Source organism: Agrobacterium sp. DE0009 (genome assembly GCF_007680755.1).
Classification (GTDB): domain Bacteria; phylum Pseudomonadota; class Alphaproteobacteria; order Rhizobiales; family Rhizobiaceae; genus Agrobacterium; species Agrobacterium tumefaciens_B.
In genome coordinates, this window is the sequence record NZ_VEIU01000007.1 from 80133 (window position 1) to 94174 (window position 14042).

The 14042-nt window shown below is 59.5% G+C and carries 13 protein-coding genes; 2 read left to right on the forward strand and 11 right to left on the reverse strand.

Annotated features, from left to right (window positions below; genetic code table 11):
- The first annotated feature begins 29 nt into the window (after nucleotides 1-29).
- Nucleotides 30-899, forward strand: a complete 870-nt coding sequence (locus FS804_RS20350; protein ID WP_144578693.1) for a sugar phosphate isomerase/epimerase family protein — start codon at nucleotides 30-32, stop codon at nucleotides 897-899.
- Nucleotides 900-1076: 177 nt separating this feature from the next.
- On the forward strand, nucleotides 1077-2066 hold the full coding sequence (locus FS804_RS20355; protein ID WP_144578694.1) for a hypothetical protein: 990 nt from the start codon (nucleotides 1077-1079) through the stop codon (nucleotides 2064-2066).
- 27 nt (nucleotides 2067-2093) lie between these two features.
- Here FS804_RS20355 and ehuA read toward each other — a convergent pair whose 3' ends face one another.
- The 11 genes from ehuA to FS804_RS20410 form a co-directional block, all read right to left on the reverse strand.
- Nucleotides 2094-2873, reverse strand: a complete 780-nt coding sequence (gene ehuA / locus FS804_RS20360; protein ID WP_063951726.1) for an ectoine/hydroxyectoine ABC transporter ATP-binding protein EhuA — start codon at nucleotides 2871-2873, stop codon at nucleotides 2094-2096.
- Entirely contained in the window at nucleotides 2870-3562 is a 693-nt protein-coding gene (gene ehuD, locus FS804_RS20365) for an ectoine/hydroxyectoine ABC transporter permease subunit EhuD (RefSeq protein ID WP_063951727.1), read from the reverse strand. Before ehuD ends, ehuA begins: the two co-directional genes overlap by 4 nt.
- Before the next feature lie 12 nt (nucleotides 3563-3574).
- A complete protein-coding gene (gene ehuC / locus FS804_RS20370) occupies nucleotides 3575-4240 on the reverse strand; it encodes an ectoine/hydroxyectoine ABC transporter permease subunit EhuC (protein ID WP_110758813.1) in 666 nt (221 codons plus the stop codon).
- 60 nt (nucleotides 4241-4300) lie between these two features.
- Nucleotides 4301-5152 carry an ectoine/hydroxyectoine ABC transporter substrate-binding protein EhuB gene (gene ehuB / locus FS804_RS20375; RefSeq protein ID WP_144578695.1) on the reverse strand — a complete coding sequence of 284 codons (852 nt, stop codon included), beginning with the start codon at nucleotides 5150-5152 and terminating at the stop codon, nucleotides 4301-4303.
- 61 nt (nucleotides 5153-5213) lie between these two features.
- Entirely contained in the window at nucleotides 5214-6227 is a 1014-nt protein-coding gene (gene doeB, locus FS804_RS20380) for a N(2)-acetyl-L-2,4-diaminobutanoate deacetylase DoeB (protein ID WP_144578787.1), read from the reverse strand.
- 5 nt (nucleotides 6228-6232) lie between these two features.
- The gene (doeA, locus tag FS804_RS20385) at nucleotides 6233-7411 is read right to left on the reverse strand and encodes an ectoine hydrolase DoeA (RefSeq protein WP_144578696.1); all 1179 of its coding nucleotides are present in this window, start codon (nucleotides 7409-7411) and stop codon (nucleotides 6233-6235) included.
- Nucleotides 7408-8421: an ectoine utilization protein EutC gene (gene eutC / locus FS804_RS20390; RefSeq protein WP_144578697.1), complete on the reverse strand. Its 1014-nt coding sequence runs from the start codon at nucleotides 8419-8421 to the stop codon at nucleotides 7408-7410. The genes doeA and eutC overlap by 4 nt, the downstream gene beginning before the upstream one ends.
- The gene (gene eutB, locus FS804_RS20395) at nucleotides 8418-9437 is read right to left on the reverse strand and encodes a hydroxyectoine utilization dehydratase EutB (RefSeq protein ID WP_186376931.1); all 1020 of its coding nucleotides are present in this window, start codon (nucleotides 9435-9437) and stop codon (nucleotides 8418-8420) included. The genes eutC and eutB overlap by 4 nt, the downstream gene beginning before the upstream one ends.
- Nucleotides 9438-9505: 68 nt before the next feature.
- Nucleotides 9506-10954, reverse strand: a complete 1449-nt coding sequence (locus FS804_RS20400) for a PLP-dependent aminotransferase family protein (RefSeq protein ID WP_144578698.1) — start codon at nucleotides 10952-10954, stop codon at nucleotides 9506-9508.
- Between the two features lie 157 nt (nucleotides 10955-11111).
- Nucleotides 11112-12515 carry an aspartate aminotransferase family protein gene (locus FS804_RS20405; protein ID WP_144578699.1) on the reverse strand — a complete coding sequence of 468 codons (1404 nt, stop codon included), beginning with the start codon at nucleotides 12513-12515 and terminating at the stop codon, nucleotides 11112-11114.
- A gap of 13 nt (nucleotides 12516-12528) precedes the next feature.
- Entirely contained in the window at nucleotides 12529-14007 is a 1479-nt protein-coding gene (locus FS804_RS20410; protein WP_144578700.1) for an NAD-dependent succinate-semialdehyde dehydrogenase, read from the reverse strand.
- Between the last annotated feature and the right edge of the window lie 35 nt (nucleotides 14008-14042).

Below are 14042 nucleotides of genomic sequence, written 5' to 3' on the forward strand. Positions count from 1 at the left end.
CAAGCGAAACAGAAAGCGAAAGAGACACCATGAAACACGGCATCTATTATTCTTACTGGGAACATGAGTGGAGCGCCAAGTTCGGCCCCTATATCGAAAAGGTCGCCAAGCTCGGTTTTGATATCATCGAAGTCGCCGCCCACCACATCAACGAGTATAGCGACGCCGAACTCGCGACCATCAGACAGAGCGCCAGGGATAACGGCATCATGCTCACTGCCGGGATCGGTCCGTCCAAAACGAAGAACCTGTCGTCAGAGGATGCTTCGGTGCGTGCTGCCGGCAAGGCATTCTTTGAGCGAACCCTTTCCAATGTCGCCAAGCTCGATATCCGCACCATCGGCGGGGCATTGCACTCCTATTGGCCAATCGATTATTCGCAGCCGGTCGACAAGGCAGGCGATTATGCGCGCGGCGTCGAAGGCATCAACGGAATTGCCGATTTCGCCAACGATCTCGGTATCAACCTGTGCATTGAGGTTTTGAACAGGTTCGAAAACCATGTTCTTAACACTGCGGCCGAAGGTGTCGCTTTCGTGAAGGATGTCGGCAAGAACAATGTGAAAGTCATGCTGGATACGTTCCACATGAATATCGAGGAAGACAGTTTTGGCGAGGCCATCCGGACGGCTGGGCCGTTGCTAGGCCATTTCCACACGGGCGAAAGCAATCGCCGCGTTCCCGGCAAGGGCAGGATGCCGTGGCATGAAATCGGTCAGGCTCTCCGCGAGATCAATTACAGCGGAGCGGTCGTCATGGAGCCTTTCGTCAAGACCGGAGGCACCATCGGGTCGGATATCAAGGTTTGGCGTGACCTCAGTGAAGGCGCCGACATCGCGAAAATGGACGAGGATGCCCGTAATTCGCTGGCATTCTCCCGCTTCGTCCTTGGCGGCTGATTTGCGATAATATGCTGGCCGGGCGGTCGCATCTGCGGTCGCCCGGCCCAAACAGTCATCGCTATGGGCGGATCGCCGCCCCAGCCGTCATAGGCGAGTTGAACAGACGATCGCTTGGGGCTAAAGCTCCAGCGTCTCTTCAGGATCAGGACGATCCGCCAAAGGCCGCTGGTTTTTATGATCCCTGTCGCACTCCCATCTGTGGAAGCGTTGCTTCTCCTCGCCTTCCTTCTCGTTACGACATGCGGCTGGGTCGTCTGGACCTTAAGTCTTCTTGTTCGATATGCGGCAGGACGCTGGAAGCGCCCGATGATCCTGCCCTATGGGCTGGTAACCGCTGTCGCCCTCTTCACCCTGTGGCAGATCGGCGATTTTTACCTCCAGATGAATGCCTATGAAAACGAGAGGGCGGCAAGCTATCGGCCGGAGCTTTCGGCGCCCGCACGCCTTGGCCAGATCGATATGCCCAAAGGCACAAAACTGGAACTTGCGGTCGCCAATACACCGGAATCCTTCAATCGCGCGCTGTTTCCGCATCCTGTGTCCGTGACGAATATCGACGCCGTGGAGATTGAGCGTTATATTTCGATCAAAACCAACGAGAATTACGAGACGGTTGGTTTTGCGCCAGAGAGCATGCGGGTAACCGGTAATGGCGTGGCCATCCAGAGCGCATGGCGCTGTGATGCGACGCAGCTAGTGGAGTTCGACCTCAAACCAGATGGCGACATTTCCGCTTTCACCAGATGTGTTCTTGCCGATGGCAATGTCGTCGATGGAATCCGCCTGCCAAAGGGCACGTCCGTCCGTTCATCCACCGGCAACGTCTATATCGACGGTTTTGTCGATCGAGACAGGTGGGTTGTTGATACGCCAGAAGGGCAGGTTGTCCACATCGACGATTTTGCCCTTCAAGATGTCACGTTAGCATTTGATGAAGGACGCAAGCTTTACGAAATTCGCAGTGCCAAGCTGTCTGAAGAGAAGAGCGTCGGCATGGATCGCTTCCCGCCCGGCACCGAGATCAACCTCAATTCCCGGCAGATCCGAGGGGAATATCCTGGTGCCTGGTGGTTGAGGCCGTCTGCTGGTCTCACAGCACCAGAGGCAGGCAGGTCAATGGTGTTGAGCCGCGACGGTAAGGTTCTTTCCATCCGACCGGATTGAAATTTCTGGCGACTGCGCCTGTTGCATTCACCGCAGTACGGACGAAAGAAACTCGCGTGTCCGTTCTTCCCGAGGCTGACCGAAGATTTCGTCCGGTTTTCCCTGTTCGCAGATACGGCCCTTGTCGAAGAAACAGACGCGGTCCGAGACTTCGCGGGCGAACCGCATTTCGTGGGTGACGAGAAGCATGGTCAGATCATGCTCATGGGCAAGGTCGCGGATGACGGACAGCACCTCGCCGACCAGCTGCGGGTCAAGCGCCGAAGTCGGCTCATCGAAAAGCAGAACACGCGGGCGCATCGCAAGCGAGCGGGCAATGGCGACACGCTGCTGTTGGCCACCGGAAAGCTGAACGGGATAATGATCTTTCTTGTCCGCAAGTCCGACCATCTTCAACAGTTCGAGCGCACGCGCCTCGGCCTCTCCCCGGCTGATGCCGAGAACCCGCACCGGCGCTTCCACGATGTTGCGCAGCACGGTCATATGAGGGAAGAGATTGAAGCTCTGGAAAACCATGCCGACATGGTTTCTGATCTGGCGAAGATGCTTTTCAGAGGCTTTGAAAGGTCCTTTGCCTCCCGGCTCATGGTAGGACATGTCGGCAAGGGTCAGCTTTCCCTCCTGGAATGGTTCCAGCGTCATGAGAATGCGCAGAACCGTTGACTTGCCGGAGCCGGAGGGACCTATGAGGGTAACTTTCTCGCCCTTGGCGACGTTGAAATTGAACTGATCGAGCACCGTCAGAATGCCGAAGCGTTTCGTGACGTCGGAAAATTCGATCAGTGGCTGATTGATGTGATTGGTCATCGCAAGGGTATTCCTGCTTTTGGAAGCGCCCTTTGCAGGCGGCTGAGGCCTGCCGAGCAGATTATGGTCAGAAGGAGGAAGATCAGGCCGACAAGCGTCAGCGGTACCAGATATTCGAAGGTTCGCTCGCCGATCATGTTGGCAAGCCCCATCATTTCAAGAACCGTGACGACTGAAAGCACCGGCGTTTCCTTGATCATGGCAACCAGATAATTGCCCATGGCCGGAACGATGCGCGGAATGGCCTGTGGGATGATGATGTCCCTGTAGGTTTGCATGCGTGTGAGATTAAGCGCCGTCGCTGCCTCCCATTGCCCGTGATGCACTGCCTCAATGCCGCCGCGATAGACCTCGGACGTGTAGGCGGCATATTGCAGGCCGAGCGCCAGCGCTCCTGTGAGAAACGCCGGCAGGACAATGCCGAAATCCGGAAGTACGTAATAAAGGAAGAACAGCTGCACCAGAAGCGGCGTATCGCGCAGGAACTCAACCACAAGCGCAGTCGGCCAGGCGATCATCTTCACCCGGCTGCGGCGCAGCAGGGCGAAAACGAGGCCCAGAACCAGCGCAATGGCAAAACCGGCGGCGGCGGCTTTCAGCGTCACCGTAAGCCCGATCAGAATGATGGGCAGGATCGAGGTGGTGTAGGTGAGCCAGGTGGTCGTGTCCCATTCGTAACCATACATCATGAGAAGATATCCTTACGAATGGCGCGTGCGCGGGAAGACGTTGCCACGGCGCACGAAGCGTTCGATCACCCGAATGACCACCATCAGGATCAACGACATCGCGAAATAACAAAGCAGCGTGACCGAATAGATGCTGGCGCTATCGAGCGTCAGGTTGCGGATCGACTGCGCCGCGAAGGTGAGGTCGGCAATCGAGATTAGGGAGACGAGCGAAGAAAGCTTCAGCGTTTCAATGGCGAGATTTCCGAAAGCCGGCATCATTTCCACCACCGCCTGCGGCAGCGAAATGCGAAACAGCGTCTGCATCCGTGTGAAGTTCAGTGCGCGTGCGGCTTCCAGCTGCTGCACCGAGACGGAAGACAGCGCGCCGCGAACGATTTCCGCTCCGTAACCGCCAGCGTGGGCGGCAAGCACCAGCACCCCCGTCGTGATCGGATCGAAGCTCAACCCGACCAGCGGCAGGGCATAATAGAACCAGAATAGCTGCACCAGCAGCGAGGTGCCGCGGAACACTTCCGTGTAACAGAGCGCTATGGCCGACAGGATCGGTCCACCCTCGACGCGCAGAATGCCGAAGAAAAAAGCGAGCACCGTGCCGACGACAAGGGCTGCGAGCGTAATCGTCATGGTGACGACGGCGCCTTGCCACAACATCGGCAGATAGGCAGTCATGTCCATCTGGAGTTTTCCCGAATTCCCGAGGAACGGCGCCCGGTTATGCCCGGGCGCCGGCTGGCATTATTTGCCGGCGCAGAGATCGGCGACCTTCTTTTCGGCCGCTGCCGCGATACTCTGTTCGGAGAGGCCGTATTTGGCGAGGATTTTCTTGTAGTCGTCCGTCTTGCGGAATTCGACGAGGGCGGCGTTGAAGGCGTCACGCAGCTCCTTGTCTTCCGGGCGGAAAGCGAATCCGCCGTAATTGCGCACCGGCGCATCCTTCACGACCGGATCGGTGAAAGGCTCGACCTGTTCGACATTGGCCTGACCCTTGGCGAGTTCCGAAACCGTCAGCTCCGTGGCCGCATAGGCGTCGGCGCGGCTCTGGACGGTGGGAATGGCATCGGCATTGGCGGGGATGAAGACGATCTGCTCTTCCTTGACGCCGACGGCGCGCAGGAAGTCGACATTGTTCGCGCCCGACACGACGGCCACCTTCAACGAAGGGTCCTTGGCGATGTCGGCATAGGTGGTCAGCTTTTTCGGGTTGCCCTTCTTCACCAGCAGGCCTTCGCCATAGGACGAATTCGGTTCGGTAAAGGCAACCTGCTTGCAGCGCTCGGGTGAGATGTTCTGTTCCGCGGCCGCAAAATCGAAGCGACGGGCCTTGAGGCCGGGGATCAGCGTGCCAAAGGGCGTCACTGTCCAGTTGACCTCTTCGATGCCCATCGATTTCAGAACCGCATTGGCCACATCCGGGCCGATACCGGCGGAGGTGCCATCCGGCTCCATGTAGGAATAGGGTACCTCATTGGCCGTGGCGGCCCGGATATAGCCCTGGCTTTTGACTTCTTCGACGGTCAGCGCGCTTGCTGACGTCGCGCCGATGGTAAGGGCGAGGGCGGAAAGGCCGGCAAGTCTTGTCATACGCATGTTCTTACTCCTCTGGTTGGGTTGCGTGGTCCGTTTTCGGATCTCACGGTGTTTCTTCTGGCTAGGTATTCTCCGTGACCGTGGCGATGACGGAAAGGCAGTCTCCGGCCTTGATAAGGCCTGGAACGTGGCGTGCAGCGAGCAGGCCACTGATGGAGGCGCGGTAATCGACAGGCGCAAGGCCGGTTTTGCCGATAGGGTAAACCCGGGCAATTGTTTCACCTGCCGTGACCGCGTCTCCCAGATCGCGGACGAAGACAACGAGACCGTCGTCTTCAGCAAAGGTGAAGCAGTTACTGGAGGGCATATCCAGCCAACGGCTTGGCGCGGGAACGGGCGAACCGGCCAATATGCCAGCGTGGCGCAGCAGATTGACGATGCCTTTCCGGGCGATATCGATCGATTTCGCGCTTGCCGTGCCGGCCCCGCCGAGTTCCGTGGTGACAAAGACCTTTCCCATCTCCTCGACGGTCGTGTCCAGCATGCCGACGGCGTCGATTTCCAGCATCTTCATCGAGTAAGGGGCGGCAAAAGCGGCTACCGCATCAAAACAACGGCTTTCCTGAGTTTTGTCGGGCAACTCGTGCGCCGCTGCATAGGGCAGGAAATCAAGCGTCCTGCCGCCGGAATGGAAATCGAGAACGATATCCGCAAGCGGTATCAAATGACGGGTGACGTAGTCGGCGATCTTCTCCGTCACGGTACCATCAGGGCGGCCGGGAAAGCTGCGGTTGAGGTTTCCCCGGTCGATGGGCGAGGTGCGCGTTCCAACACGGAAGGCCGGGTAGTTGAGCGCTGGGACGATGATGATGCGGCCTTTCACCTCGGCTGGGTCGAGTGTCTGGGCGAGTTCGAAAAGCGCGGCCGGCCCTTCATATTCGTCACCATGATTGGCGCCGGTCAAAAGGGCGGTCGGCCCCTCACCATTGGCGATAACGCAGATCGGGATCATCACCGAGCCCCAGGCACTGTCATCGCGGCTGTAGGGCAGCCGCAGATGACCGTGTTGCACGCCCTTGCCATCGAAATCGACGGAGGGCGTGATCGGGGAGGGGCGAAGCGCGGTCTTCAACATCATCCTCAGCCTTTCACGAAGAGTTGCCGCGGCACATTGGAAAGGCACTCGACACCGGTTTCGGTGATGGCGATGCTTTCGGTGATCTCGAGCCCCATGTCTTCCAGCCAAAGGCCGGTCATGAAATGGAACGTCATGCCGGGTTTCAGCTCCGTGCGGTCGCCGGGGCGAAGGCTCATGGTGCGCTCGCCCCAATCTGGCGGATAAGAAAGTCCGATCGGATAGCCGGTGCGGTTGTCCTTGATGATCCCGTATTTTTTCAACACGGCAAAAAAGGCATTGGCGATGTCTTCGCAGGTATTGCCGGGCTTGGCTGCGGAAAGACCGGCCTCCATGCCCTCGAGCGTTGCTTTTTCCGCATCGAGGAATGCCTGTGTCGGCTTGCCGAGAAAGACAGTGCGCGACAGCGGGCAATGATACCGCCTGTAAGCACCGGCGATTTCGAAGAAGGTGCCTTCGCCTGAGCGCATCGGCTTGTCGTCCCACGTCAGGTGCGGCGCGGAGGCGTCGGCACCGGAAGGAAGGAGCGGCACGATGGCGGGGTAATCGCCGCCGAATTCGGCGGTGCCACGAATGCCGGCATCGTATATTTCAGCCACGAGATCGCACTTGCGCATGCCTGGTTCAATGACGTCGACGATACGCTTGTGCATCAGTTCCACGATCTTGCCGGCCTTGCGCATATAGTCGAGTTCGGTCGGGCTTTTGACAGCACGCTGCCAGTTCACGAGGCTGGCGGCATCCTTGAAACGTGCGTTTGGCAGATGTTTGCTCAGCGATGCGAAGGCTGCTGCCGAGAAATAATAATTGTCCATTTCGACACCGACCGTCAGGCCGGACCAGCCCCGTTCCTCGATGATCTGCGACAACAGGTCCATCGGATGCCGTTCGCTCGATTGAACATAGTGATCGGGGTAGCCGATGATATTGTCGTGGGCGAGGTATGCCGTGCGCTTGGCTCCATTCGCATCCTGCTTGCGGCCATACCAGATGGGCTCACCATCCGGCGGCACCAGCACACATTGGTGGACATAGAAGGACCAGCCATCGTAGCCTGTCAGCCAGTGCATATTGGATGGATCAGTGACCACAAGCAGGTCAATACCGGCCTTTTCCATGGCCTTGCGGGTTTCAGACAGGCGCGCGGCATATTCCTCGCGCGTAAAGTTCAGCGATACGCTCACGCTGCGTCTCCCATTGTTACGCTGTTCTCGATGATTTGGCCGCTGTCCGCGTCTTTGGCGCGGGCAAAGGCGAGATTGGCGATGGCGGTGTCCTGTACGCCGGTGCCGGTCAGATCGGCAAAGGTGATGTCGTTGGCCGACAGACGGCCCCGTGCCTTGCCGGCAATCACGTGCCCAAGCTCGGCGAAAGGTTGATCCCGTTCGACGCGACCGGCGGCAATCGCGTGATGCAATTCGCCGAGAATGCGGGTCTGCGTAAGCCTGTCCGCGATATAGAGCGCTTTGGCGAATACGGCCGGATCGATCTCGTTCTTGTGTTCGGCATCCGATCCCATCGCGGTCAGATGTTGGCCGTCTTCCAGCCAGTCTGAGAGCAGGATCGGCTTTTCGGCCGGTGTCGTGGTGACGATAATGTCAGCGTTTCGCACGGCTGCCTGTGGATCAGCCACCGCGGAAACGTCGATGCCGTGCTCTCTGGTAAAATCGGTTGCCAGCGTCTCAGCCTTGTCATGGTTTCGTGCCCAGATCCGGGCCGATTTGATCGACCGCACCAGCGTCAAAGCCTCGAGCTGCAGACGCGCCTGCATGCCCGCCCCGAAAATCGTCGCGACGGACGCGTCCTTTCGCGCCAGATGCCGCGCGGCGACTGCGCCAGCCGCAGCGGTGCGCACATCGGTTAGGTAACCATTGTCGAGAAGCAGGGCCTCTACCAGCCCCGTCCTTGCACTGAAAAGGATCATGAGACCGTTGAGGCTTGGCAGACCAAGCTTCGGATTGTCGAAGAAGCCGGGGCTGACCTTGATGGCAAAACCGTCGAAGCCCGGCACGTAGGCAGTCTTCACATCCACTTCGCCGCGAAACTCGGGAATATCGAGCCGCATGATGGGCGGCATGGCGACAGCTTGCGTTGCAAGGGCGGCGAAGCCCTGCTCGACACAGTCAACCGCGGAAAGGTCGAGCTTCACGACGGCGCGCAGGTCTTTTTTTGTGAGAATGGTAATACGGCTCATGCGACGCCTCCGTCGACGATCTTCCGGTGGACCGCGGGATCGATGTTTCCGCCCGATACGATGATGGCGGTTGGGCCGCTGATGTTGACCTTGCCGGAGAGGATTGCGGCAAAACCAACGGCGCCAGCGCCTTCGACTGTCAGCCCCTCTTCGCGTGCCGCATGGCGGATGCCCTCCGCGATCTCATTTTCTGAGAGCAGCAGGATCTCGTCGAGGAGTTGCTGGCAAAGGGAAAATGTCACGCGGTTTGCCAGTCCGATCCCGCCGCCGAGCGAATCTGCCAGCGTCTCTTCCTCTCGGACCGAGACGGGCCGGCCGGCTTTGACCGACGCATGCATGGCCGCACCCCGCTCCATGGAAATGCCGATGACCCGCGCCTCCGGTTTCAGCGCCTTCACCGCGACGGCGATACCGCCCGCGAGACCGCCGCCCGAGAGAGGAATGAGAATTGTTTCCAGGTCGGGCATGTCTTTAACGACCTCGAGGCCTATCGTGCCCTGGCCAGCCACGATGTCGGCATGATCGAACGGGGGGATAGCGGTGAGGCCGCTGCTTCTGGTCAGGCGGTCCACTTCCTCCTGCGCGTCATCCTGCGACCTGCCGACGATCCGGACCTCCGCACCGAGTGCGCGGATCGCCTCAACCTTGTTCGCCGGCACCAGCGACGACATGCAGATCGTGGCGGGAATACCGAGTTTCTCTGCCGCATAGGCGACCGCCCGGCCATGATTGCCAGTGGAGGCGGTGACGAGACCACGCCTGCGTGCCTCATCGTCAAGCGAGAGTATGGCGTTCATCGCGCCGCGCAGCTTGAAAGCGCCGATAGGCTGAAGGGTTTCAAGCTTCAGGTGAACGGGATAACCGACGCGTTCGGAAAGATTGTCTGAGCGAACCAACGGTGTTCGCTCAACTCTTCCCTCGAGCCGCACCGCAGCCTGCTCTATCGCTTCCCGTGAGACCGGCAGCTGGCTCTTGTAAACCGACATGGACAGGTTTTCGCTCTTCATGATTGTCATGTTGAGAGCGAAGTAAAATCATGTCAATTATTATATTGTAATGATTCAATGATTTTCGGGCGACGACCTCAGCCGATCGAGCCGATATCGTAGACGGGCGGCAGTTGTTCGAAGGTCTGTCGCACTGTGGTCAAAGCTCTGGTAAGAGTTGCATGATTGAGGCGGCCGCCGAGGCATATGCGGATGCCGCCGCCATGGCCGGGCCCGGCAATAAAGGGTTCCGATGGGGTTACCGCAACATTCTGGGTCGTCAGCGCGCGCACCAGGCCGTCCTCCGTCCAGCGCGTCGGAACCTTCAGCCAGGCGCAGAAGGAAAGGGGATGGGTCGAGGCGATATGCTGGCCTAGGATATCCAAGGCAATTTTCTGCCGCGCCCGTGCCTCGGCGCGCTGCACGTCCAGCAGCCGCAAGGCAGTGCCGTTTTCGACCCAGCGGGTCGCTATCTCGGCCGTGAGATAGGTTCCGCTCCAGCTCGTTACCCGCAGGATGGACGCGGCGCGGATGGAGTAGGCCGGCGGCACGACAAGATAGCCGACGCGCAGCCCCGTCAGGACCGCTTTCGTGAAGCTGGTGACGAAAAAGCCGAGATCAGGCAGCATTTCAGTGATGGATGGCAGATCATCCTCGATGATCGGCCGATAGACTTCGTCTTCAATGACAAAGATGCCATAGCGTTCAGCGATAGCGGCGATCGCCTGCCGTCGCGCCGGGCCCGATACATGTCCGGTGGGATTGTTGAGGGTGGGAATGAGCACCAGCGCGCGCACACCTCCGGCTGCGCACGCGGCCTCCAGCGCATCCGGCAATATGCCCTCCTCATCCGTGGGCAGGCCCTTGAGGCTGAAGCCGAGGATGTTCGACAGGCCGATAATGCCATGGTCCGTCAGGCTTTCGCAGAGAACCACGTCGTTCGAGCGGATGATACAGCTCAGAGCGAGGAAAATACCGTGAGCTGCGCCATTGGTGACGAGGATACGTTCCGCCCCTGCGCTAACACCCATCATGCCAAGCCATGTGCGCGCGGTTTCCCGGTGGCTCTCAAGGCCCGCGACGGGGCGGCATGGGCGCATGAAGCCGGAATTGTCCCCCTCTGCCATCTCCCGCAGAATGGCGCGTGACGCGTTTTCATGCTCGTCGAGATAGACGCCCCTGATAATGGAGAGGTCAAGTACCTCGGTCGGGCTGTGGTCGAGCATCATGCGGCCCGCGCGGTCCGTCACCCGTGTCTTCACGAAGGTGCCTCGGCCGATCTCGCCGCTGAGATAACCCAGCCGTTCGGCCTCCTTGTAGGAAAGGCTGACGGTCTGGACAGACAGTCCGAGTTCACGCGCCAGATCGCGGTGGGTCGGCATGCGGTCCATCGGCTTCAGAACGCCGGCGTCGATATCGGCGATGATGCGCTCTGTCAGTGCCGAATGTTTCGTTTCGCCCTTCTGCTTGGTGAGCGACGGGCGCCACGCCACCGGTTTGGTTGCGGAAACCGGATCGGAGTTCATCGGATTGGCTTGACGGCGCATGAAATTGTCTCGTTTTAGACGGGGCTATTTCATGACATTATGCATGCTTTCGCGAAAAGATGAAGCCTTATGCAGCGCAGACGGCAACTGCGCTGCAAAGAGGTGCAGTTGCCGTCGAAATGAGCAGCCGTTGCAGTTGTTCGACGCCGATGCTGCGTCAGATTTTTTCTCCTGCCCTCACCAAATCGTCCATAACGCTGCGGACGGCGGATTCGGCGATGGCGATGATCTCGTCCACCTCCGCCTTTGTTGTCACCAGGGGGGGTGCGAAGCCCAGAATATCGCCATGTGGCATGGCCCGCGCAATGAGGCCGCCATTGCGTGCTGCCTTCGAAACGCGTGCGCCGACCGCAAGACCCGGTGCAAAACGTGTCTTCTTTTCCCGGTCCGCCACGAATTCGATAGCGCCCATCAGGCCCACGCCACGCACTTCGCCGACGATTGGAAGCTGTGCGAACTTCGCCTTCAACTGCTCTTGAAAATAGCTGCCGACGGCCCGCGCGTTGCCGGGCAGATCTTCCTTTTCGACAATGTCGAGCACGGCATTTGCGGCCGCCGCGCCGATCGGGTGGCCGGAATAGGTATAGCCGTGCGAGAAGGCGCCGACGCGATCAGCGCCGTCCTCCATCACCCTGTAGACTTTTTCCCCAACGATGGCGCCTGAGAGCGGGAAATAGGCCGAAGTCAGACCCTTGGCGACGGTGATGAGGTCCGGTTCGATGCCGTAATGCTCGCAACCGAACATGGAGCCCGTACGGCCGAAGCCGGTGATGACCTCGTCGGCGATCAACAGGACATCATATTTTTTGAGAACATCCTGTATCGCCGGCCAGTAGCCTTCCGGCGGTGGCGTGATGCCGCCCGTGCCGAGCACCGGTTCGGCAATGAAAGCGCCGACCGTGTCGGGACCTTCGCGCAGAATGAGCTCTTCCAGTTCGTCGGCGCGCCGTTTTGAGAATTCCAGTTCTGTTTCACCGGCTTCAGCGCCCCAATAATGGTGGGGGACGCCGGTATGCAGCACGCCAGCGCGCGGCAGGTCCATGTGTTCATGATAAAAGCTCATGCCGGTCATGGAGCCGGAAACCACGCTGCAGCCGTGATATCCCCGCTCGCGGGAAATGATCTTCTTCTTCTCTGGTTTGCCGCGCAGGTTGTTGTAATACCAGACGAGTTTGGCCTGGGTCTCGTTGGCATCCGAGCCCGACATGCCGTAAAACACCTTGCTCATCTTGCCGGGAGCCATCTTCACCAGCCGGTCTGAAAGGATCGCCAGTTCGTCCGTCGTGTGGGCGGCGTAAGAGTGATAGTAGGCGAGCCGATAGGCCTGACGGGAAATGGCTTCCGCCACCTCGGTGCGACCGTAGCCGACATTGACGCAATAAAGCCCGGCAAAGCCATCGATCAACTGCTTACCGTGCGCGTCCTGAATGCGTATGCCCTTACCGGTTTCAACGATGGTCGGTTCCCCGAGCTTGCCGCTGGCGAAGTCCTTCAGCTGCGTGAAGGGATGCAGAACCGCATTTCGATCCATTTCCGCGATATTTTTGATGTCGATGGTCATAGGCGGGTTCCTTTCAGGCAGCCAGATTGCCGAAGCAGACATATTTGGGTTCGAGATATTCCAAGAGGCCGTGACGCGAGCCCTCGCGGCCAAGGCCGGATTGTTTCCAGCCGCCGAAGGGGATCGGCGCGCCGGTAAATTTCGGCGTATTGACGGCAACCATGCCGTATTCCAGCTGGTCGGTCAGTCGCATCGCCCGGCCGAGATCGTTGGTGTAAAGATAGGCAGCAAGGCCCATCTCCGTCGCATTGGCGCGTCTCACGACCTCCCGCTCATCATCAAAGGGCAGGATGGCGGCGACCGGCCCGAAGGTCTCCTCGCGCGCGATCAGCATCTCGTCCGTCACATCGGCGAGCACGGTGGGAGTGACGAAATTGCCCCCGAGCGGACTGTCCTGGCCGCCGCAGACGAGGCGTGCGCCGGCAGAAAGCGCCTGCGCGATCTGCTGACGGCACTTTTCGGCGACGGATGGTCGTGTCATTGGCCCGATGTCGATGCCAGGCTCAAGACCATGGCCAACGGTCAGTCTGGAAGTCGCGTCGGCAAACCGCTCAATGAAGCGGTCATAAAGCCCGCGTTGAACATAGATGCGATTTGCCGCAAGGCAGTCCTGTCCCGATGTGGCGAATTTGGCTGCGAGGCAGCCCTTCACGGTCTGGGACAGGTCCGCATCGGCGAAGACGATGAAGGGAGCGTGGCCGCCAAGTTCCAGCGATGCTTTCTTGATAGTCGCCGCCGATTGCGTGAGGAGGAGCCTTCCCACCTCGGTCGAGCCGGTGAAGGAAAATGCCCTTACCTCCGTATGCTCCAGCAGGCGGCGCGCAAGTGGTGCGGCTTCTCCCGGCAAAACCTGCAATACGCCGGCCGGCATGCCCGCTTCCTGCGCGAGCTTCGCCAGAGCCAGTGCCGAAAGCGGTGTTTCAGGCGCCGGTTTGACAATCATCGTGCAGCCGGCAGCAAGGGCGGCGCCCGCCTTGCGAGCGATCATGGCCGAGGGAAAGTTCCAGGGGGTGATGGCCACCGTCACGCCTATCGGCTGCATCCGCACGGAAAGATTACCGCCTTTGAGGTGGCTCGGAATAGTTTCGCCGTAGGATCTCTCACCTTCGCTCGCAAACCAGTCGAGAAAGGCGGCGGCGTAGGAAATTTCGCCGAGCGATTCAGAGTGCGGCTTTCCCTGCTCGGCAGTGATGATTACCGCTAGATCGCCGGCGTTGTCGCGCATCAGCCGGCCCCATGCCCGCAGAATGTCACCGCGTTCGACCGGCAGCATGTCCCGCCACGTCGCAAACGCCCTGCCAGCTGCTTCCACGGCAACCTCGACGTCATCTTCGGTGCAGGCGCAAACATCGAGCAGAGCCTCGCCATTTGCCGGATCGGTGACGACAAGCGTTTCCCGCCGTTCTATCCATTGCCCATCCAGCAACGCGCGATGCTCCACGAGGTCTGGCCTTCTCAGGCTTTTAAGCGCAACGCCGGCGATGGCTTTCATGGGCAGGCTCCTTTTCCGTTGCGGGAAGCTTACCG